Source organism: Aquamicrobium defluvii (genome assembly GCF_004363725.1).
Classification (GTDB): Bacteria; Pseudomonadota; Alphaproteobacteria; order Rhizobiales; family Rhizobiaceae; genus Mesorhizobium; species Mesorhizobium defluvii.
Window position 1 is genome coordinate 1 of the sequence record NZ_SNZF01000043.1, and the last position, 20,544, is coordinate 20,544.

The following is a 20,544-nucleotide window of genomic DNA, read 5'->3' on the forward strand; positions in this document are numbered from 1 at the left end:
ACGATGACTGGCGGCGCGCCCGAAAGTCGCCAAACCCGAAACTTTCCTGACCAATCCGCCGCCGTGCCATCGCTGCCCTCAATCTCTCGTTCAAGGAGAGCGAATCACAAACAGCAAATGCCGTCCACAGCTACCCGCGCACAGGTCTCTTTCATCTCATGGCCTTCTTCGCCGCCTCGGGCGGCTGATCGAGGGCTTGTCCCTCGATCGCTGGAAATTCGTACCACGAATTTCCGTATCCTGCCAATCAATATGACTGCAATTTTCGTGAAAAACCCTATATTTCTACATTCTCAATGTCAATATAGTTGCATTTTTCCATATTCATGTGAGTGTTGAACCACATGAATCCACATTCCTACAAAAATGGACTCGTGTGTGAGTAGAAACACATAATCGTGCACCAGAGCCCTCGCATGGCGATCAGAGATGTCCGGGCATACATCGAAGAGCATGGGCTCGTCGAAACGGCCGACGAGGAGTCCGAAAAATCGATCTGGCGCAAGTCCGGATTCGAAGGCGTTCGAAGCTTCGGCGAGATGGAACAGATACTCAGCCGCTTCATCCGCGAGCATCGCGATGCCAGGCGGCTGAACCGTGCGCAGGTCGGCATAATGGTCGGCCTGCACGAGACGATCTTCGCCCGCTATGAGCGCGCCTTCTCCAAGCTGCATGTGACGCGGTTGATCCACCTTTGTGAGATCCTCGATTGCTCCCCCATTGAGGTAGTCCATGCTGCCGCGCCCCACCTTTTCGGAGACAACCGGAAGGAGGCCGACGACAAGATGAAGCTGATCCTGTGCATTCTGGACATGCCTGCCTTGACCGCAGCCAGCCTGCTCGCCATGATCGAGGGGCTCGTCGGAGAACGGGAACGATCAGGCGATTAGGACGCGTTGGAAACCTTGGGTGCCGGCCAATCTCAAGCGCTTTTTGACTTGTGGCTGGGTTTCATATTCAGCACAGTCTCATCCCCAGAGAGCGGACAGAGGCGCGGCAGCGAGACGGTCTCCGAACGGCACGAAATCCGTGCTGTCATAGAGGACGATGCCAGAGGCAAAGCGTTTACCGCAAGCTTCGGCCAGCGCTCGCAGACCGCCGAAGTCGGCCGCCTTGACCGTGGCGCTGGCCTTCACCTCGATTCCTACGATCATCCCGTCGTCACGCTCCAGCACAATGTCCACCTCGCGCGCATCACGGTCCCGAAAGTGGTAGGCTGACAATCGCATGTCCGTAGCCGTCATTAGCTTCAGAACCTCCGCGAATACGAAGCTCTCCAGCAATGCGCCGAACGTGCTTCGATTTCCGGTTACTCGGTCAAAGGTCAGGCCGCGCGCCGTGGCGAGCAGGCCGGAATCGAGAAAGTGGAGCTTGGGTGTCTTCACCATCCGGCTCAAAGCGTTAGTGAACCAAGGCTGCACGGTCGCGATCAGAAAGACCTGCTCCAATAGCCCGACATAGCGCTGCCCGGTTTTGTAAGTGACATTGATGCCGGCTCCGAGCTGCGAATAGTTGATCAACTGGCCTGAGTGCTCGGCAAGCAGCCGCACGAACTTTGGAAGTTCCGTGAGCTTCTCGATCTCGGCGATGTCCCTAAGGTCGCGGGTCAGGATCGATGTGAGATAGGATCGCGCCCAATCCTGACGCCGCCGCTCGCTGTCACGGCTGATTGCCTCCGGAAAGCCCCCGAGCAGCACCAGATGAACGAGGTCGTCGCCGACGGCGGCGCCCTTCGCGCTCTCGAGCTTGCCGCTGAAGACGCGCTCCAGAAAGGTCGGCTGTCGTCCTTCGATCTCCGCCCTCGCCAAGGGCAGCATGCGGATGGTTTCCATTCGTCCGGCCAGGCTATCGGCAACGCGCGGCAGCGTCAGCACATTGGCGGAGCCGGTGAGCAGGAAGCGCCCAGGACGGTAGTCTTCATCCACCGCCTTCTTGATCGCCAGCAGCAGATCGGGCGCACGCTGAATCTCGTCGATGACCACCTTGTCCAGACCGCGAATAAAACCGGCCGGATCAGATCGCGCAGCTTCAAGTACGGTCTGATCATCGAGCGTGATGTAGGTTCTGCAGTCTTCGCTCATCTTGCGGACGAGCGTGGTCTTGCCCGCCCGGCGCGGTCCCACAATCAGAACCACTGGGGTGTCCGAAAGGGCTTCTTTAGCCCTCCGTTCAACAAACCGCTCGAACATGCCATCTCCGAATCGGGCTGGCTCGGAATATCGGCCCCGGCCAATTAGGAGTCAACGGACCGCTGATTAGGAATGAGAAGTTCGCTGATTGGAAGCTGTTTCATCGCCGATTAGAAGCATTGAGAAGAGAAAGCCCCCGCGCGACCACGCCCGAGGATCGCAACTGGATCGGCAAAAGGATGTGCATCGCCTTTCGTAAAAAACGGGAGTCCGTCATCCCTATGTCGGTGCGTGTACTTGGCGTAACGTAGGGAAGGCGGTCGGGGCTGGTTGTGTGAGTTTGAGCCATGCCAGGCTATGTGTCTCTCTGTTTTGCCGGTGCGAACAGTTTTGAGGCGTCGTCTATGAAGATTGACGCCATCTCCTATCCTCCGCGGGGTCTCTCTCGCGATGAAGCTGCACGGTATGTCGGTGTCGGATCCACATTGTTCGATGAAATGGTTGCTGATGGGCGCATGCCAACGCCGAAGCGTATCAACAGTCGCACTGTATGGGATCGTGCCGCTATCGACATCGCCTTCACCTCCTTGCCAGAAAATGACAGCGGCCTCCAAACGCTATTGGAGCGAAGCCGGCGAGATGGAAAAGGCAGCCCACAAATACGCTCCTTGCGTATACGCGGTTAGCGTAGTAAGGTCGCTGTCTGCTTGGGAGGCGTGACGTGAGTAAGGATGAAAAGCTTGCCCAAGAAGTCAAAGCTTGGCGGGCCAAGGGAGGGTTCACTGCCGAAGCTGCGGCCAAGGTGTTAGGAATACCGAAGCGTACGTTTGAAGGCATAGAGCAAGGCAGAGGCTTCCCTTACCCGGCGCTCCTGCGCGTTGCCATGGAGAGCAAGACCCTTTCGCTTCAGGCGATGCCGGAGGAATCCCATCGAGTAGATTGGAGGCAAAAGCCTGGAAGGAGTGTTTGATGGCTAGGCCATTCAAGAATGCACGCTACCCTGGCGTCTCTTCACGCACAAAGAGCGGGAAGTTAGTCTATCGCTATCGGGCAAAGGGCATGCCCGAAATTCGACTTCCCGGTAAGCCCGGCGACCCGGAATTCGAAGCGGCCTACGAGAAGGCGACGCAGAACCATGGAAAAAAGGCCGCGATTGTCGATCTGCCGGGTCGGGCGCTGCCAAAGACCTTCGGCCATGCCGCGCGCCGGCTTGAGACAACAATGGAGTGGCTGGATTTTGACGAAGCGACGCAGCAAAAGAATGCGCGACTGATCGAACGCTTTCTCAACCTGCAGGTCGATCCCAACTATCCGCTTACTTGGCGAGATACTCCAGTCGAGCACCTCGACGCGGATCGGTTGCGGGCGATGATCGAGGGCATCTTCGCTACAAACCGGACTGTGGCGAAACACATGATGGTGGCAATCCGGAAACTGTTGTGGGTTGCAACCGATGTGGAGAAGTGGATCAGGCCCCAGGACGATCCATCGCTGTCCATTCGCGTGCGCGTGCCCAAGTCGACCAAGAACCCAGCTTGGCCGATCACCATCCGCGAAAAGTTCGAAGAGCGACACCCCCTCGGCACAGCAGCGCGTACCTGCTACGCCCTCGGCTTTTGGCTTGGCAACCGGCGCGGCGATATCGCTGCTCTTGAGTGGGACGATCTCGTAACCGAGGAAGTCGAACTATTTGATGGCTCGCTGGTGTTGATCGAAGCCTTTGATTTTCGCCAAAGGAAGAACCGCAATCGCCACGGCGGAAGGGAGATGTTCATTCCGGTCGTGGACAAGTTGGCGGCGGCGTTGGAGCCGCTCGACCGCTTGAAGGGTGGCACGGTCTTGAAGACCGCCTATGGCAGGTCATTCTCGGAAAAGAGTCTGACCGGCATGATGCAGCACTGGACCCGACAGGCGGACATTCCCGCCGGCTATACGCTGCATGGCTTGCGCCGCACCTTCGGCACTTACCTCGCCGAATGCAACATCCAGGCGCGTGCCATCATGGAGGCGATGGGGCATTCCTCGATGACGGTGACCGACGAATATGTCCGCGAGGCAAACAAGAAGCGGATCGCGGTCGATATCGCGCGCGCCATCAACGAGCGCGAGGCCAAACGCGATGCCATGAAGCGGCGAGCAGCCTTGCGCGTCGTGAAGTAAGCAAATCGATTCAGAACAAAACGGGACCGCCTACTCTTTCTTAGGCCCACAATCGGCCCAAAACGTTTTGGGCCGATGAAATTTTTCATCAATAAAATCAAAAGTTTTGGTGGGCCCGGAGGGACTCGAACCCCCAACCAAGCGGTTATGAGCCGCCGGCTCTAACCATTGAGCTACAGGCCCCACGCAGGCTGATTAGTTCGTTTCGCAGCCATGCACAAGAGGCCGGCGGGCCGAACCGTTTGCTTTGTCAGGCAAAAGCGCCATTCTTCAACCGTTGGATGAAGCTCTGGCGCCAACCGCCCAAATCAGTCCATATTCCGCACCTAGAACATTCGGCGCTGGGACGCATTTCCATGGAGCATCTGATGAACGGATTCCTTCTTCCTCTGGCCCTGGCCGCGGCGATGGCGCTGCCTGCCGTCGCGCAGGCTGCCGATAGCAACGCAGGCCCGCGCATATTCGTTACCGGCGAGGGGGAGGCAACCGTTGCTCCCGACATCGCAATCCTGACCCTTTCTGTCATGCGTGAGGCCAAAACCGCGCGCGCCGCGCTCGATGCCAACAACGACGCCATGGCGGCCGTGATCACCGCCATGAAGGCGGTCGGCATCGAGGACCGCGACCTGCAGACGGCGGGTATCCAGATCAGCCCGCGCTACAACTACAACAACAAGCCCGACGGCAGCCAGAACGCGGAACTGGTCGCCTATCAGGTGACCAATACGCTTTCGGTGCGCATCCGCGACATCGACAAGACCGGCGAACTGCTCGACAAGGCCGTGACGCTCGGTGTCAACGAGGGCGGCGGAATTGTCTTCACCAATGCCGATCCGGCCGCGGTCGTCACCGAAGCGCGCAAGAAGGCGGTGGCGGACGCCATGGCCAAGGCCAGGACACTGGCGGAGGCCGCCGGCACCTCGGTCGGCAAGGTGATCGAGATTTCGGAGCAGTCGGCGCCGCCACGGCCCATCCGTATGGCCGCCAAGTCGTTCGATGCCATGCCGGAAGCTGCTTCCGCACCAGTGCAGGCCGGAGAGAACGCCTATCGGGTTCAGGTCAACGTGACGTTCGAGCTGAAATAGGATCGGCTCAGGCATCCCGGAAAAGCCCCGGTAGCGAGTTGCTCCCGGGGCTTTTCGTTATCGTCTGCCGGCGATCGGAGCAATTCCGGTTCAGGCAGGATCGCCCCCATCCCCTGCCGGAACCATCTCCCCGCAGGCGGGGAGAGGAGAAGGGTAAGAGACCGTTTCCGTGCAAAGCTGAAATGATCTAAATGTTTGTTTATACTGCATTTATGCGACGCCAAATGTTTCCATTTGGCTGCAAAATGCTCTAGAGCATCGGACCGGAAAGTGGAATCCGGCTTTCGGTGATTCCGATGCTCTATCAATAATTTAGATCGTCCGCTGTGCGTCCGGATGGACGCCCGGCGATCTAGCGATAAAGGATCGGGCAACCGCGCTGGTTGGCGAAGGTGACCATGACGCGCTGGTTGTATTTGCGCCCGGCGACCTTGACCACGCGCCGGTTGGCGTCGACGACGCGGGCGCGGCGGATGCCCATGCGCTCGGCCTTGTTTATCGCACGGCCGGCGGTGCAGGCTGCAGGACGACGGTGGTCGCGGCGCCAGCCATGATGACGGTCGTGACCGTGATACTGGACGCTCGTGGCGTAGCCGGGGCCATTGCCGCCGAAATTGATGTAGAGGCCATCGGCCTGCGCGGTGGCAGGGATGGCGGCGATGCCGCCAAGGCCGATGACGGCGGAAAGAACTGCGGTCTTGATCATCTTCAGCATGGTGTTCTCCTGCATCCGGTTGGGAGGGCCACTGCTTTTCGCCCATCCATGAGACGGAATTTAGGGAACCCTTGCTGAACGGGCGAAAAACCGCCCGTTCATTTGGAGTTCATCTGGAGATCACCGCAATGAGACGAGCGCGACCGGCCTGCTCGCCGGTTGCGCTTCGGGAGTTCAGAAAGTGCTGGTGACAGCCAGCCAGAAGCGGCGGCCTTCCATCGACGTGTTGAAATCCGTCGCTTCCACCTTCCTGTCGAGAACGTTGTAGACCGCACCCTTGATGCTCAGGTTGTCGTTGACCGCATAGGAGGCGCCGAAGTCGAGCGTGGCGTAGTCCCCGTATTCGCGGCCCACAACCACCCCGTCCTTGTAGACCGGCTTGCCGTTGGAGCCGGTGCGAGGGCCGGCGTTGATCTCGGAGCCGTGATAGTTGAGGGATGCCCAGGTCGCCAGCCCGTCGATCGGAGTGATCCAGTCGGCGCGCAGATTGGCCATATGCTTGGGCGTGCGTGCCAGAGGGAGCCCGGCGTAGTTGCCCGTCTTCTGCTCGGAATCCGTGTAGGTATAGCTTCCGCGGAAAGTCAGCGAGGGCGTCGCTTCCCAGGTCGCCGTCAGTTCGACACCCTGGATGACGGCATCGTCGATATTGTAGCTATACCAGAGCCGGTAGTTGGGGTCTTCGTCCCAGCGAACCGGATCGCCGTTCGAGTCGAGAACGAGGGCGTTGGCGATCTTGTCCTTGAAGTCGGTGTAGAAATAGGTCGCTCCCAGTGTCAGGCCGCTGTAGGTGTCCCAGATAGCGCCGATTTCGTAGCTGGTGCTTTCCTCGGCCTTGAGATTTGGATCGCCGATGATGACGCCGCAGGTGCCATTAGGCCCGTAGGAACAGCCGGCACCGCCGGTGGTGTAGGCATAGCCCGGCGAAATGGTACGGATTTCGGGTGCACGGAAGCCCGTGGATACGCCGCCCTTGACGGTGAGCTGTTCCGTCGGGTGCCATACGCCATAGAGGCGCGGGCTGAAATGAGAGCCGTAGACCTCGTGGTCGTCCATGCGCAGGCCGCCCGTCAGGGCGAACGTATCGGTTATGCGCCACTCGTCTTCGGCGAACAGCGCCCACTGGGCGATCTGGAACTTCTCGTCCTCCCCGGTGCGGCGACCGGGGTTCTGGTCGGTCAGCAGGGCATCGAAATACTGCCCGCCGACGACGAGCGTATGCGCGCCGGCAAGGTCGAACGGCGTGGTGAACTTGGCGTCCAGAACCGAGTTGCGGATTTCGGGAGAGCGCACATTCTCCACAAACGCGTTCTGGGCAGGAGTCCAGTTGTAGCTGGTCCGCTCGGCCCATTCCTGCGAGAAGGAGATTTCCGACGTGGTCCAGCCCCAGCGCCCGGTGTGGGACAGCGACCAGTGATCCCTGTCGTTGTAATTGTAGGTGCCGTTTGCCGTTGCGGCGAGGGTTTTGCCTGGATCGGCCTCGCGCTTGACCCGGGTGATGCCGCCTTCGAGAACGATATCGTGATCTTCGTTGGGCGTGAAGGTCAGCCGTCCGGCAATGTCGCCTTCCTTGGCTCCGGTGACGCCGCTCAGCAGCCTATCCTCATCACGCTGGAACCCACGGCCCCAGATTTGCAGGCCGAGCTTGTCCTGGATCAGCGGTCCGCTGCCATAGAAGGAGACCTGGCCGGAATTGCCGTAGCGGGAATGCTGCTGGAGGCTGCCTTCAGCGGTGGCCGAGCCGGACCAGACGTCCGATACCTTCCTGGTGATGATGTTGATGACGCCGCCCATGGCGTCCGAGCCGTAGAGGGAGGACATGGGGCCGCGCACGACCTCGATGCGTTCGATGGCGCTGATCGGCGGAATGAAGCTCTGCTCGAAACCGGAGTTTCCGTTGGTGCGTGCATCGCGGGTGCTTTGGCGCTTGCCGTCGACGAGGATGAGCGTGTACGCGCCGGGCAGGCCGCGAATGAAGATGTCCTTCTCGTTTGCCGAACCGGTGACTGCGACGCCCTGGACTTCGCGCAACGCATCGGTCAGGTCGCGGAACGAGCCTTTCTCCAGTTCCTCGCGGGAAACGACGGTGATGCTGGCCGGCGCGTCCTTCACATTCTGCTCGAAACCCGCCGCGGTGACGACAATCTGGTTGAGCTTGATGACGTCGGTCCGCGAGTCTTCCTGTGCATGCGAGGCTACAGCGGAGAATGCGACTGTCGAAGCTGTGCACAGGAACAGCAGATATGACGGAATGCCGCAACGCTCCCCGATCCTGCCACGCATCGAAACGAGCCTCTTTTCCATACCTTGTCCTCAAGCTTAACGGCCCCCCGGATTTGTCCGGGGTGGAAAAAAGTTTCCGTATTCTTGCCGAGCCTGAACGAAGGCGGGTCACCGGGAAACACAGGTCTCTATCCTGCTATAAAACATGACAATTGTTGTCAACTATTATCCGGCGCTGAAAAGGGCTTGTCGTATTGCCGCCACAATTTGCAAGGGCCTGTTGCAGGCCGATCAGCGCGAGTAGCGGATCGGCACAACCAGGCTCATGCGCGACTTTGCAATGTCCGGCGGCGGGGCGGGGACCGGAGAAGCCCGGCGCACCAGCTCGACGGCGGCGGTGTCGAAGGCGGCATCTCCCGAAGAGCGCGCCAGCGACACGGCGATGACGTCTCCGCCCGGATTGATGGTGAAGCTGACGGTGGCGATGCCGACGCCGCGCGCGCCGCTCGGATAACGCTTGTAGCGGTTGAGGTGCGCATTGACGCGCGATTGCCAGCGCGCCGGCGACATGCCGGAACCGGCCGCAGCCTTGGTCACGCGGGGGGCCGCGGCCCTGGGCGCGTCATCGGCGGATTTGGTCGAGGCGATCTGCGGAGCGGATCGCTTCTTCTGGACGACCTTCTTTTCCACCTTTTTCTCGACCGGCTTTTCGACCGGCTTCGGCTTTTCCGGAACCGGGCGGCGCTGCGGCACGGCCATGGCCACCTCCGGCAGCGGAACTTCCTCGAATTCCTCGACCACCTCATCGACCTCTTCAAGAGGTTCGATCTCGGCTATTTCCTCCGTCTCGACCTGCTCTTCCTCGACGACCTCCTCTTCGAGGACGGGCTCTTCGACCGGATCGATCTCTTCAACTTCCCCGACCTGCTCGGCCGGGGCGCTGTCGACCATCTCGGCCATCTCGTTGAGCACCGCCTCGGGCGCCACGGCCATCGGGGCAAGCTCCATCATGATGGCGGGGGCGGCGTCGAGGGACGGGGCTTCCACGGGCTGCACGCGTTGCAGATACCAGGCGCCGGTCAGATGCGCGGCAAGCACGAAAGCGGCGGCGCCCGACCAGAGCGCCATCTCGCCCCTGCTGAGATTGAGCGACAGGCTGTCTGCGTGGAAGGAAGCCGCCTCGCTCATCTTACGGAGCTCCGGTTTCGCCGTCGGTGGTGGCCGTCGGAACCATTTCGAGCCCGACAAGCGCGATCTTGAGATAGCCCGCCTTGCGCAGCAGGTTCATGACGTTCATCAGCTCGCCATAGTCGACCGACTGGTCGGCGCGCAGGAAGACGCGCTGTTCCTTGTCGCCGCCGGTAAAGGTGTCGAGCGCGCCGGAAAGCCCCTCCCGCGGCACCTCGTCATTGCCGAGCAGAACGGTCAGATCGTGCTTGATGGTGAGGTAGAGCGGCTTGTCGGGGCGCGGCGCGGGCGTCGCCGCCGCCGCCGGCAGATCGACATTGACATCGACGGTGGCCAGCGGCGCCGCCACCATGAAGATGATGAGCAGGACCAGCATGACGTCGATGAAAGGCGTGACGTTGATCTCGTGGGTTTCCTGGAGATCGTCGTCCTCGCCCGTGGTTTCCCTTATGCCTCCGGCCATGATGCCCGCTCCTATTCCGCGGCCAGACGTTCACGCGCGGCGGCAGGCACCTTGCGGAAGTCGAGATCGCGGCTGACGAGACGCTCGACGCCGGCGGCGGCGTCGGCCAGAGCCTGACGGTAGCCGGTGATCGAGCGCGAGAAGACGTTGTAGATGACCACGGCGGGAATGGCGGCGACAAGGCCGAGCGCGGTGGCGAGCAGCGCCTCGGCGATGCCGGGGGCGACAACCGCAAGATTGGTGGTCTGCGATTCCGAAATGCCGATGAACGAGTTCATGATGCCCCAGACGGTGCCGAACAGGCCGACGAAAGGCGAGGTGGAGCCGATGGTCGCCAGAACGCCGGTGCCGCGGCTGAGGCGGCGGCCGGTGTGGATCTGGATGCGCGACATGCGCGACCACACGCGCTCCTTCAGGCCGGAGGGATCGGCATGATCGAGCGCGCCGGCCGACAGCCTGGATTCCTCGACAGCCGCATGGACGAGCCGGGCGGCGGCGTCGCGGCGCTTGCCGAGCTTCCGGGACGCCTCCTCCAGCGAGGTCGAGCCAAGAATGGCATGAAGGGCAGAGCGCAGCCTTGCCTTCGCCCCCGCGAGTTCGAGCGACTTGGCCAGCCAGACGGTCCAGGTGACCAGCGAGGCGAAAGCCAGACCGATCATGACGGCCTTGACCACCCAGTCCGCGGCCATGAACATGCCCCAGGGTGACAGATCGTGCGGCAGGGTGATGTCGCGCTCCTCACCGTTTACCGGCTGGGCGGAGGCTTCGATGTCTTGGACCGTGGCGGATGCCTGCGCCGGCTGCTGTGCGCCATCCTGTTGCGGCGAAGTTGCCGCGGGAGCCTCGCCTTCCGTGGCCGGGGCAGTCGCATCGGATTCCGGTGCGGCAGGCGCCGGCCGGGCGGGCACCGGTTCTGCCGGTACGGCTACGGCCGGTGCCTCCGGGGCGGGCGGTTCCTGGGCGCCGGCCGTCCGGGCGAGGGCAACGCACAGGCAGGTGGAGAGCGCGATCAGCGCCAGACGTTTCATCGCCGATCCCTTCGCACGGGTTTCACGCCTCATCAGATCGACCATCATGCAACCCTGTCTCAAAATGTTCCGTGGCGTTCGAGCGCCATCCTGCCGGATGTCCCGCCGCTTCCCGCAGCCCGCCGAAGGCATCCGGCGGACGGCCTTTCGATCGAACTGGGTGGCGGTTATCATTGTTGAGTAATTCATTCAAGATTATAAGGCATTTTTCACCACAACTGTTTCAGATCCCCGCGAGTGCAAGCCAGGTCTGTCTTTCAAGCCCGCTCAGCGATTGCCGGGAGCGCTGGCGAGGGCCAGCGCGGCTTCGAGAGACGCCGGCAAGGTGGCGGCATGACCCAGCCCCGCGAATACATGAAGGTCGACGGCGAGTTCAGGCCGCTTCCTCAACCGTTCGGCCATCTCCAGCGTGTGCGGCGCAGGCCCCTCCCAATGCGGCCCGGCCGGATTGGAACGCCGCTCGGCATCGCCAAGCATGATCAGAACCCGGGCCGCATGATCCGTCGGCGGCGTCGCGGCCTCCAGATCGAGCATCCACCGATCGTTCCACCAGATCGAGGGGCTGACGCAGATGTGGCGGCTGAAAGCGCCGGGTCTGGCGAGCAGCGCGTGGAGCGTGCACATGCCGGCCAGCGAATGCCCCCACAGGGCGCGTCGGGAGGGATCGACGGGGAGGGCGGCTTCGATGTTCCCGCGCAGTTCGCCGGTCAGCAGGTGCAGAAACGCGTCGGCGCCGCCAGTCCTGCGCCCGCCGGATGACGCTGGCGTCTCGACGGGGGTATAGTCGAAGCTGCGGGCGACGACGTCGAAACGCAAGTCGGTATCGTAGCCGACGCCGGCGAGCGCAAGCCGGGGCGCGGCTTCAAGATGCGCCGGCGTGAGCGCGTCGAAAGCGGCGTTGCCGTCCAGCATGTAGAGAAGAGGATGGCCGCCCGCCGAAGGTTCCGCGTATGGAATGGCGAGGAAAATCCGAAACACCCTGCCGCCGGCCGTCACCAGGCGGCGCTCCAGCCTGTGACTGGAAATGCCGGCATTGAAAATGGCGAGTTCCGCCGGCTGCGGCTGCCTTGGCGGGGCGGGAATGGCTGCTGCTGGCTGCATTCGCAAGCTGTGACAGGTCGGATGAAATGCCGTCAAGGCCGTCGGGAAGCGAACCTGACGATTTTCGTCATGTACATGGGAGAATCGGGCATTTCATGCCATCGCCCGTGTTGTAGGGCCGCCCGTCATCTGCTGCCGGCGGTGAAACGCGCCGGCAGCATGCGTGCCAGAAGGCCGTCCTTGCGGATGAACTGGTGCCAGACCACCGCCGCGACGTGCAGGATGACGAGTGCAAGGATGAGCTTTGCGCCGAGATTGTGCGCATCGCGCGGCCAGCGGCCAAGCGTCTTGCCAAAGGCGGAGATGGCCAGCAGGCCAAGCGCCGGCTGCACGAGTATCGCGAGGTAAAGCAGGCCGTGTCCGGCATGCGCGGCGATGCGTTGCGGGCGCGACATGCCCTCCGGCAGGGGCGGGGCGCTGTGCTTGAGGCGCCAGCCTATGCGGGCCACTGCCAGCGCCAGTATGGCCGATCCGAGTGTGATGTGGGTGCGGAACAGGTAGAATCGCGGTTCCGAGCCGCGCTCGAAAAAGCCCCAGACCCAACCTGTCGCGAACTGGACCAGAACCAGCAGGGCGACCAGCCAGTGCAGCCAGATGGCCACCGCGTCGTATCGGCGCTTTTCGGTCATGTGTCGTTCTGGCTCCCTGCTTGCAGTGTGTTTTGTACGGCTGGCATCATGGAATCATGTCTACATTGCAAGTTTGTAAGTTGACATGAAAGCTCATATTTTTATTGGTGCCCGCAAAGCGACGTCGGATCATCGCTGCGGATGCATCGCATCCGGGGCGGCGACAACAGAAATTCAGGTGCCGGTCTTGTCGTCAGGAAATGAAAACTCGAATCCTCTGCCGCCTGCGGGGCGACGGGCGGGTGAGGTGTTCCGGTTGCGCGACGGAAAGCGGAGCGTGGTCGGGCAGGGGTTGCGCGCGGAAGTCGAGCGCGGGGCGATCGGGAGCTTCGCCGGGCGCGTGGGCGCGTTCTTCGCGGCTAACCAGGGCGGTCCACGCATCGTCATGGGCGCGCTGCCCTTCGACCGCTCGGAGCCGGATTATCTTTTCCAGCCGGAAACTTTCCGGACCGGGGATGGCAGGGAAAGCGAGGGGCAGCCCATCTCCCTGCCGGACGCCGTGCGTTGTGCCATAACGCCGGCTCCGGCACCTTCCGCCTATCGCGATGCGGTTGCCGCCTGCCTGGAGATGATCGCGGTTTCGGCCGGCGAGGCCGGGCCGCTGACGAAGGTCGTGCTCTCGCGCAGCCTAGAGCTTTCCTCGACGCACGACTTCGATGCGACCGGTCTGCTGAGGGCTCTGGCCAGAGATCCAAGCGTCACCGTGTTCTCCACGCTTCTGCCCGCAGGTGCGGATGCGGCGCGTCCGCTGCTGGTCGGCGCCACGCCGGAGCTGCTGGTGTCAAAGAAGGGTGGCGAGGTCGTTTCGCATCCGCTGGCCGGCTCGGCGCGCCGTTATGCCGACCCCGCCGCAGACCGCGATTCAGCCGCGACGCTGGAAACGTCGGAAAAGGACAGGCGCGAACATCAGGCTGTGGTCGATGCCGTTTTCGATGCGCTGTCACCCTATTGCAGCGAGCTGGAAGCGCCAGAGGGCACGACGCTGCGCTCCACCGCCTCCATGTGGCATCTGGGCACGCGCATCGTCGGCAAGCTGAAGGACACCGAAACGCCGGTGGCTGAACTGGCTGGCGCGCTGCACCCGACGCCGGCCGTGTGCGGACTGCCGCGCGAGCGCGCCGCCGGGGTGATCGGGCAGCTGGAAGGCTACGATCGCGGCTTCTATGCCGGCGCTGTCGGTTGGGCCGACGAGAAGGGCGACGGCGAATGGTATGTCTCGATCCGGTCGGCGCGGCTGGCTGGCAGGCGGGCGACGCTCTATGCCGGCGCGGGCATCGTCGCGGGCTCCGATCCCGTGGGCGAGACCGACGAGACCTCGGCCAAGTTCGTGGCGCTGCTTTCCGCACTCGGCATTGACGAGCATGGCCGCCCCTTGCGAGAGCGCGCGGCATGAGTGAAGTCATCCAGACATGGCCGGAGGAATTTTGCCGGCGCTACCGCGACAAGGGCTATTGGCGCGGCGAAACCTTTCCCCGGATGCTGCGCGAGCGCGCCGCCGCTTTCCCGCATCGTATCGCCGTGGTGGGCGGCGGTCAGCGCTGGAGCTATGGTGAGCTGCACGCGCGCGCCGAGACGGCGGCGGCGGGTTTCCTGAAGCTGGGGCTGAAGCCCGGCGAGCGGGTGATCGTGCAGATCGGCAACCGGCCGGAGTTTCTGTCGGTGGTGTTCGGCCTGTTTTATGCCGGGCTGATCCCGGTCTACGCGCTGCCGGCGCACCGCCGCACCGAGATCGCGCATTTCGCCGGGAAGGCCGAAGCCGCCGGCTATGTGGTGGCCGACAAGGGCGACGGCTTCGATTATCGAGCCCTTGCGCGCGAGGTGAAGGCTCAGGCGCCGACGCTTCGCCATGTCGTGGTGCTGGGCGAGGCGGAGGAATTTGCGCGCTTCGAGGATTTCGAGCCCGACCCCGCGCTGCTGCCCGGCGATCCTTCGCCTTGCGCTGTCGCCTTCTTGCAGATTTCAGGCGGCAGCACCGGGCTTTCCAAGCTCACCCCGCGCACCCATGACGACTATATCTATTCGTTCCGGGCGAGCGCCGAGATCTGCGGGCTGGACGCAAACAGCGTCTACATGGCGGCACTGCCGGTGGCGCATAATTTCCCGATGAGCTCGCCCGGCGTGATGGGCGCGCTTCATGCCGGCAGCCGCATCGTCATGTGTCCTTCGCCCGACGCGCAGACGGCTTTCGCGCTGATCGCGCAGGAGAAGGTGACGATCACCGGGCTGGTGCCGCCGCTGGCGCTGCTGTGGATGCAGGCGGCGGCCAATGCGAAGCACGACCTTTCCAGCCTGAAGGTGTTGCAGGTGGGCGGGGCGAAGTTCATGCCGGAGGCCGCGCGCCGGGTGCGCGGCTCGCTGGGCTGCCAGCTCCAGCAGGTGTTCGGCATGGCCGAGGGACTGGTGAACTATACGCGGCTCGACGACCCGGACGAGATCGTGGTGGAAACGCAGGGGCGGCCGATCAGCCCCGACGACGAGGTGCTGATCGTCGACGACGCGGGCCAGCCTGTGGCCGAAGGCGAGGCCGGCAATCTCTTGACGCGCGGGCCCTATACGATCCGCGCCTATCACAACGAGCCGGGCGCGAATGCGCGCTCCTTCACCGAAGATGGTTTCTACCGCACCGGCGACGTGGTGAAGCGTACGCGCGAGGGCTATCTCGTGGTGCAGGGAAGGGCGACCGATCACATCAACCGCGCCGGCGAGAAAGTGTCGGCGGAAGAGATCGAGGACCATCTGCTGGCGCATCCGAACGTGTTCGATGCGGCGGTGGTGTCGATCCCCGACGAGTTCCTCGGCGAGCGCAGCTGCGCCTTCATCATCGCGCAGGGCGAGAAGCCGAAGGGCGCGGCGATCAAGGCGTGGATGCGCACCCGCAACGTGGCCGAGTTCAAGGTGCCGGACCAGATCCGGTTCGTGGAGGCGTTCGAGACCACGGCGGTCGGCAAGATCAGCCGCAAGGAACTGCGCGCGCGGCTGCGGCAGGCGTTTCTCGACGGCCAAGCGGAGAAGGGATGAGCGCTATGGGGCTTCCGACTACACAGCCATATGATTTGCCGTCGGCGGGGGAACTTCCCGCTTCGCGGGGCCCGTGGCAGGTCGAGACCGGCCGCGCGGCGCTGCTGGTCCACGACATGCAGAATTATTTCGTGCGGCCTTTCGCGGCGGATGCTGCGCCGCTTGGCCCCGCCATCGCCAATATCGCGCGTCTGGCGGCGCATTGCCGGCAGAAGGGCGTTCCGGTGTTCTACACCGCCCAGAACGGCGATCAGGACCGGCGCGACCGCGGCTTGCAGGCCGATATCTGGGGACCGGGCATGAGTTCGGCGGAAACGGATCAGGCGATCATCGCGCCGCTTGCACCGCAGAAAAGCGACTTCGTGCTGGTCAAGCACCGCTACAGCGCCTTCCAGCGCTCCAATCTGGAGGTGCTGATGCGGGCGCGGGCGCGCGACCAGATCATCGTCACCGGCATCTATGCCCATATCGGCTGCATGATGACGGCGGCGGAAGCCTTCCAGCGCGACATCGAGGCGTTTTTCGCCGCCGACGCGCTGGCCGATTTTTCACGCGAAAAGCACGATCTGGCGCTGGACTGGGTGGCGGGGCGCTGCGGCGTCGTCGCCGGCACCGACCAGCTCATCGCCGCCCTTGCCTGACGGAGGCTGACATTGACGGAGGCTGACATGGCCATCACGCTGGAGCGCATGCGCGCCGACATTGCAGGCATGATCCACGAGGACCCGAAGGAGATCGGACTGGAGGACAACCTGATGGACCTCGGCATCGATTCCATGCGCCTGCTCAACCTCATCCTGAAATGGCAGGAAGACGGGCTCGACCTCGAATTCGCCGAGCTGGCCGACCGCTTCACGCTGGCCGGCTGGTGGGAGGCGATTCAGGCGAAGCAGGCGGGAAGCGGAGCCTAGACATGGATGCCAAGCCGCCTGCCGCCATTTCAGGGACAGGCGCGCCGCTGACCGAGGCGCAGACGGGCCTGTGGTACACGCAGCGCATCGACCCCGCCAATCCGATCCTCAACACCGGACAGTATCTGGATATTGCCGGGCCGCTCGATGTGAGGGCCTTCCGCACGGCGGTGGACGCGACCGTCGAGGAGGCGGAAGCGCTGTCGCTGCGCTTCGAGGACCGTCCTGACGGGCCGGTGCAGGTGGTCGATCCGGCGCGGCGGCCGTTCCTCGAAGTGGTCGACGTTTCGGGCGCGGACGATCCGGCGGCGGAAGCGCTGGCGCTGATCGGGGCTGATACGAACACGCCGCTGGACCTTGCCCGCGACCGGATCGCTTCGTTCCGGCTCTACCGGCTGTCGGATGAGCGGCATTTCTTCTACGAGCGCATCCACCATCTGGCCATCGACGGTTTCGGCATGGTGCTGGTGACCAACCGGGTGGCGGAGCGTTATTCATGCCTGATGAAGGGCACTGAGCCGGCGGCGCGCTTTCCGCCGTTGCAGGTGGCGCTGGACGACGACCGTGCCTATGCCGGTTCTGAAAAGCGCGAGGCCGACCGTGCCTTCTGGCATGAGGCGATGGCGGGGCTGGAACCGGTGAGCGGCATGGCGCCGGGACGTGCCATCTCCGGCCCGAGCTTCCATCGGACCAGCTTCTACCTGCCGCAAGGATTCATGGAACGGCTGCAAGTCTTTGCTTCAGAAGCGAAAGTGACGTGGCCGGATGCGCTGACGGCGCTGGTCGCGGCCTATTGCCGGCGCTTTGCTGGGACGGAAGAGATCGTCGTCGGCGTGCCCTATATGGGCCGGCTCGGCAATTCGGCAGCGCGTGTGCCCTGCATGCTGATGAACGTGCTGCCGCTGCGCATCGCGCCCGACGAGGCGCAGGCGATGGGCGATTTTCTCGTTGGCGTGTCGAAGCAGATGATGCGGGCGCGAAGACACGGGCGCTACCGTTCCGAGCAGTTGCGCCGCGATCTCGGATTGGTCGGCGGGCAGCGCCGGCTCTATGGACCGCTGATCAACATGCAGCCCTTCGACCTGCCGCCGGCCATGCCGGGGCTGGACGTGAGGCTGAATATTCTGGGCGCGGGGGCGGTGGACGACATCACCTTCACCTTCCGGGGCGATGCGGTGAGCGCGCTTCTGATGGAGGTGGACTCCAATCCCGCGCTCTATTCGGCGGAAGCGACAAGAGCGCATTCGCGGCGGCTGGCGGCCTTCCTCGAAAAGGCCATGGAGGCGGCGACGCTGGCCGACGTTCCGACCGCCTGCGAGGCCGATGTACAGCGCTATCTGCTGGAAGCGAACCGCACCGGGCATGAGGTGCCGGATATGACGCTGGCGGCGCTGATCGAGGCGAAGATGCGCGCGACGCCGGATGCGCCGGCGCTGGTGTTCGGCGATACGGTGCTGAGCTATGCTGAGCTTGACCGGCGCACGGCAGCCCTTGCCGGCGAACTGGTGAAGCTTGGGGCAGGGCGCGACCGGATCGTGGCGGTGGCGCTGCCGCGCTCGCTGGAACTTGTGGTGGCGCTGATCGCGACCTTGCGGGCCGGGGCGGCCTGGCTGCCGCTCGACCTCGACAATCCGCCGCAGCGGCTCGCACGTATCGTGGCTTCCGCCGAGCCGGTCTGTGTGCTGGCCGAGCCGGGCAATGAGGCTTTTTCCGGGGCGCATGTGCTTGCGCCGACCGAATGGCCGACAGAGCCGGGCGTAGCGCTGCCGCAGGTGCAGCCGGGCGATATGGCCTATGTCATCTATACGTCAGGCTCGACCGGAGAGCCGAAGGGCGTGGTGATCGAGCATCGCGCCATCGTCAACCGCCTGGAATGGATGCGCATCCACTACGGCTTTTCGGCTGACGACCGCTTCCTGCAAAAGACGCCTGCCACCTTCGACGTTTCGGTGTGGGAGTTTTTTCTGCCGTTCCTGTGTGGGGCGCGGCTGGTGGTGGCACCGCCCGGCGCGCATCGCGACCCGGCGGCGATTGCGGCACTTGTGCGGCGGCATGACATCACCACGCTGCATTTCGTGCCTTCGATGCTCTCGGCGTTTCTGGCTTCGCCGGCCTCGCAGGGTCTGCGCGTCGCGCGCACCTTTTGCAGCGGCGAGGAACTGACCGCCGACCATCGTGACCGCTTCCACCAGCGCATCACGGGCGAGTTGCACAATCTCTACGGGCCGACCGAAGCGGCTGTCGATGTCAGCTACTGGCCGGCCGGGCCGGACGATACGTCTTCGCCGGTGCCGATCGGGTTTCCGGTGTGGAACACGCGGCTTTACGTGCTGGACGAGCGGCTGCGGCCGCTGCCGCCGGGCGTCGCCGGCCATCTCTACCTTGCCGGCGTGCAGCTTGCGCGCTGCTATCTCGGCCGGCCGGACCTCACGGCGGAACGCTTCGTAGCCGATCCGTTCCGGCCGGACGAGCGCATGTATATGACCGGCGATCTGGCGCGGCTGCGCGAGGATGGCGCGGTCGTCTATCTCGGGCGCTGCGACCATCAGGTGAAGATCAGGGGCCTGCGCATCGAACTCGGCGAGATCGAGGCGGCGATTGCCGGCTCCGGTCTGGTGAACGATGCGGCGGTGATCGTGCGCGAGGACCGGCCGGGCGACAAACGCATCGTCGCCTATGTGGTGCCGGGCGAGGGCTATGAGGCGGAGCGGCTGCGGCGGCATATGGCGGCAAGGCTGGCGGATTATATGGTGCCTTCGGCCATCGTGGAGATGGAGGCGATGCCGGTCAACGCCAACGGCAAGCTGGATCGCAAGGCGCTGCCCGCGCCCAGCTTCGAGGGGATGGCAGCGCGCGCGCCGGCCACGCCGACCGAGGCGGCGCTCTGCCAGCTTGTGGGCGATGTTCTGGGGCTGGATGCGTTGCCGGACCCGGACGCGGATTTCTTCAATCTCGGCGGCGACTCGCTGCTGGCCGTGCACCTCTTGTTGCGGGTGCAGGAGCGGTTCGGCTTCGATCCGGGGCTGGGCGTTCTGTTCGAGCATCCGACCATTGCGACGCTCGCCGCAGCAATAGATGCCGACCGGGTGCATGACAGCGGGCTGGAGCCGATCATAAGGCTGCGCGGCGGCGATGAAGGCAGGCCACCTCTGTTCATTGTTCACCCGGCGGGGGGACTTTCATGGGGCTACCGCACGCTGGCGCGGTCGCTGGGAGCAGGGCGTGCGGTCTACGGGCTGCAATCGCCGGCCATCGATCCCGACCATCCGCTGCCCGACAGCCTCGATGCGCTGGCCGCCGACTATGCAAAGCGGATCGCGGAGATTTATCCCCAAGGACCCTACCATCTGGCCGGCTGGTCGGTGGGCGGCATCATTGCGCACGCCATGGCCGTGCATCTGCAAGCGCGCGGGAAAAAGGTCGGCGTGGTGGCGATGCTCGATTCCTATCCGGCCGAATGCTGGCGGGCCGAGCCGGAGCCGGACGAGGCGGCGGCGCTGCGTGCGCTGCTTGCGATTGCCGGATATGATCCGAACGCACATCCCCAACTGACGACGCGCGGGGCCATCATCGCCTTCCTGCGCGCCGGCGACAGCCCGCTCGGCAACCTGCCGAGAACCGCGCTGGATGGCGTGGTGCGGGTGGTGCTGGACACCAACCGGCTGGTGCGCACCCATTATCACGGGCGCTACGAGGGCACGGTGATGCATGTGCGCGCCGGGCTCGACCACAGGGAGCGGCCAGATCTGGTGCCGGAACTGTGGCTGGCTCACGCGGCGATGCTCGACCGCATCGAGGTGCCGTTCCTGCATCCGCAACTGACCGCACCGGCGACGTCGGCGCTGATCGCGCCGGAACTCGACCGCCGGCTCGCCGAATACGATTGAAGGAGGTTTT

The 20,544-nt window shown here is 63.7% G+C and carries 18 protein-coding genes and 1 tRNA gene; 10 read left to right on the plus strand and 9 right to left on the minus strand.

Features of this window, described 5'->3' with window-relative positions:
- Positions 1–416 precede the first annotated feature (416 nt).
- Complete coding sequence (locus DES43_RS20500) at positions 417–890, plus strand: helix-turn-helix domain-containing protein (RefSeq protein WP_035033306.1); 474 nt, start codon at positions 417–419, stop codon at positions 888–890.
- Between the two features lie 78 nt (positions 891–968).
- Here DES43_RS20500 and DES43_RS20505 read toward each other — a convergent pair whose 3' ends face one another.
- A complete protein-coding gene (locus tag DES43_RS20505) occupies positions 969–2,189 on the minus strand; it encodes an ATP-binding protein (protein ID WP_035033304.1) in 1,221 nt (406 codons plus the stop codon).
- Between the two features lie 344 nt (positions 2,190–2,533).
- Here DES43_RS20505 and DES43_RS23095 point away from each other — a divergent pair, with 344 nt between their 5' ends.
- The 3 genes from DES43_RS23095 to DES43_RS20520 are packed head-to-tail and all read left to right on the plus strand — an operon-like array spanning position 2,534 to position 4,289.
- Positions 2,534–2,815, plus strand: coding sequence for a helix-turn-helix transcriptional regulator (locus DES43_RS23095; RefSeq protein ID WP_084496678.1), 282 nt, complete (start codon positions 2,534–2,536; stop codon positions 2,813–2,815).
- Positions 2,816–2,850: 35 nt separating this feature from the next.
- Entirely contained in the window at positions 2,851–3,099 is a 249-nt protein-coding gene (locus tag DES43_RS20515; protein WP_036994094.1) for a helix-turn-helix domain-containing protein, read from the plus strand.
- Positions 3,099–4,289: a tyrosine-type recombinase/integrase gene (locus DES43_RS20520; RefSeq protein WP_035033302.1), complete on the plus strand. Its 1,191-nt coding sequence runs from the start codon at positions 3,099–3,101 to the stop codon at positions 4,287–4,289. The genes DES43_RS20515 and DES43_RS20520 overlap by 1 nt, the downstream gene beginning before the upstream one ends.
- A gap of 107 nt (positions 4,290–4,396) precedes the next feature.
- On the opposite strand, the gene DES43_RS20525 is transcribed toward DES43_RS20520, so the two are convergent.
- A tRNA-Ile gene (locus DES43_RS20525) sits at positions 4,397–4,472 on the minus strand.
- Positions 4,473–4,657: 185 nt separating this feature from the next.
- Here DES43_RS20525 and DES43_RS20530 point away from each other — a divergent pair.
- Positions 4,658–5,374 (plus strand): SIMPL domain-containing protein, encoded by a 717-nt coding sequence (locus DES43_RS20530; RefSeq protein WP_035033330.1) that lies wholly within the window; start codon positions 4,658–4,660, stop codon positions 5,372–5,374.
- Positions 5,375–5,726: 352 nt separating this feature from the next.
- On the opposite strand, the gene DES43_RS20540 is transcribed toward DES43_RS20530, so the two are convergent.
- The 7 genes from DES43_RS20540 to DES43_RS20570 all read right to left on the minus strand — a co-directional run bounded on the left by DES43_RS20540 (position 5,727) and on the right by DES43_RS20570 (position 12,718).
- Entirely contained in the window at positions 5,727–6,089 is a 363-nt protein-coding gene (locus DES43_RS20540) for a hypothetical protein (protein ID WP_035033300.1), read from the minus strand.
- Between the two features lie 174 nt (positions 6,090–6,263).
- On the minus strand, positions 6,264–8,369 hold the full coding sequence (locus DES43_RS20545) for a TonB-dependent receptor domain-containing protein (RefSeq protein WP_051520853.1): 2,106 nt from the start codon (positions 8,367–8,369) through the stop codon (positions 6,264–6,266).
- A gap of 231 nt (positions 8,370–8,600) precedes the next feature.
- Entirely contained in the window at positions 8,601–9,497 is an 897-nt protein-coding gene (locus tag DES43_RS20550; RefSeq protein ID WP_051520850.1) for an energy transducer TonB family protein, read from the minus strand.
- 1 nt (position 9,498) lies between these two features.
- Positions 9,499–9,960 (minus strand): TonB system transport protein ExbD, encoded by a 462-nt coding sequence (gene exbD, locus DES43_RS20555; RefSeq protein WP_051520849.1) that lies wholly within the window; start codon positions 9,958–9,960, stop codon positions 9,499–9,501.
- A gap of 11 nt (positions 9,961–9,971) precedes the next feature.
- Positions 9,972–10,988, minus strand: coding sequence for a tonB-system energizer ExbB (gene exbB / locus DES43_RS20560; protein ID WP_035033323.1), 1,017 nt, complete (start codon positions 10,986–10,988; stop codon positions 9,972–9,974).
- Positions 10,989–11,255: 267 nt separating this feature from the next.
- Complete coding sequence (locus DES43_RS20565) at positions 11,256–12,089, minus strand: alpha/beta hydrolase (protein ID WP_051520848.1); 834 nt, start codon at positions 12,087–12,089, stop codon at positions 11,256–11,258.
- 125 nt (positions 12,090–12,214) lie between these two features.
- Positions 12,215–12,718, minus strand: a complete 504-nt coding sequence (locus DES43_RS20570) for a cytochrome b (RefSeq protein WP_035033298.1) — start codon at positions 12,716–12,718, stop codon at positions 12,215–12,217.
- 247 nt (positions 12,719–12,965) lie between these two features.
- Between DES43_RS20570 and DES43_RS20575 the strand changes: the two genes are divergently transcribed.
- From DES43_RS20575 to DES43_RS20595, 5 genes are read left to right on the plus strand one after another with little or no spacing between them, the layout of a single operon-like run.
- Entirely contained in the window at positions 12,966–14,111 is a 1,146-nt protein-coding gene (locus DES43_RS20575) for an isochorismate synthase (RefSeq protein WP_425352140.1), read from the plus strand.
- The gene (locus tag DES43_RS20580) at positions 14,108–15,736 is read left to right on the plus strand and encodes a (2,3-dihydroxybenzoyl)adenylate synthase (RefSeq protein WP_035033296.1); all 1,629 of its coding nucleotides are present in this window, start codon (positions 14,108–14,110) and stop codon (positions 15,734–15,736) included. The genes DES43_RS20575 and DES43_RS20580 overlap by 4 nt, the downstream gene beginning before the upstream one ends.
- A gap of 5 nt (positions 15,737–15,741) precedes the next feature.
- A complete protein-coding gene (locus tag DES43_RS20585; protein ID WP_035033293.1) occupies positions 15,742–16,377 on the plus strand; it encodes an isochorismatase family protein in 636 nt (211 codons plus the stop codon).
- Between the two features lie 12 nt (positions 16,378–16,389).
- Complete coding sequence (locus tag DES43_RS20590; RefSeq protein ID WP_245514612.1) at positions 16,390–16,647, plus strand: phosphopantetheine-binding protein; 258 nt, start codon at positions 16,390–16,392, stop codon at positions 16,645–16,647.
- A 2-nt stretch (positions 16,648–16,649) separates the two neighbouring features.
- Positions 16,650–20,534 carry a non-ribosomal peptide synthetase gene (locus tag DES43_RS20595; protein WP_035033288.1) on the plus strand — a complete coding sequence of 1,295 codons (3,885 nt, stop codon included), beginning with the start codon at positions 16,650–16,652 and terminating at the stop codon, positions 20,532–20,534.
- The last annotated feature ends 10 nt before the right edge of the window (positions 20,535–20,544 follow it).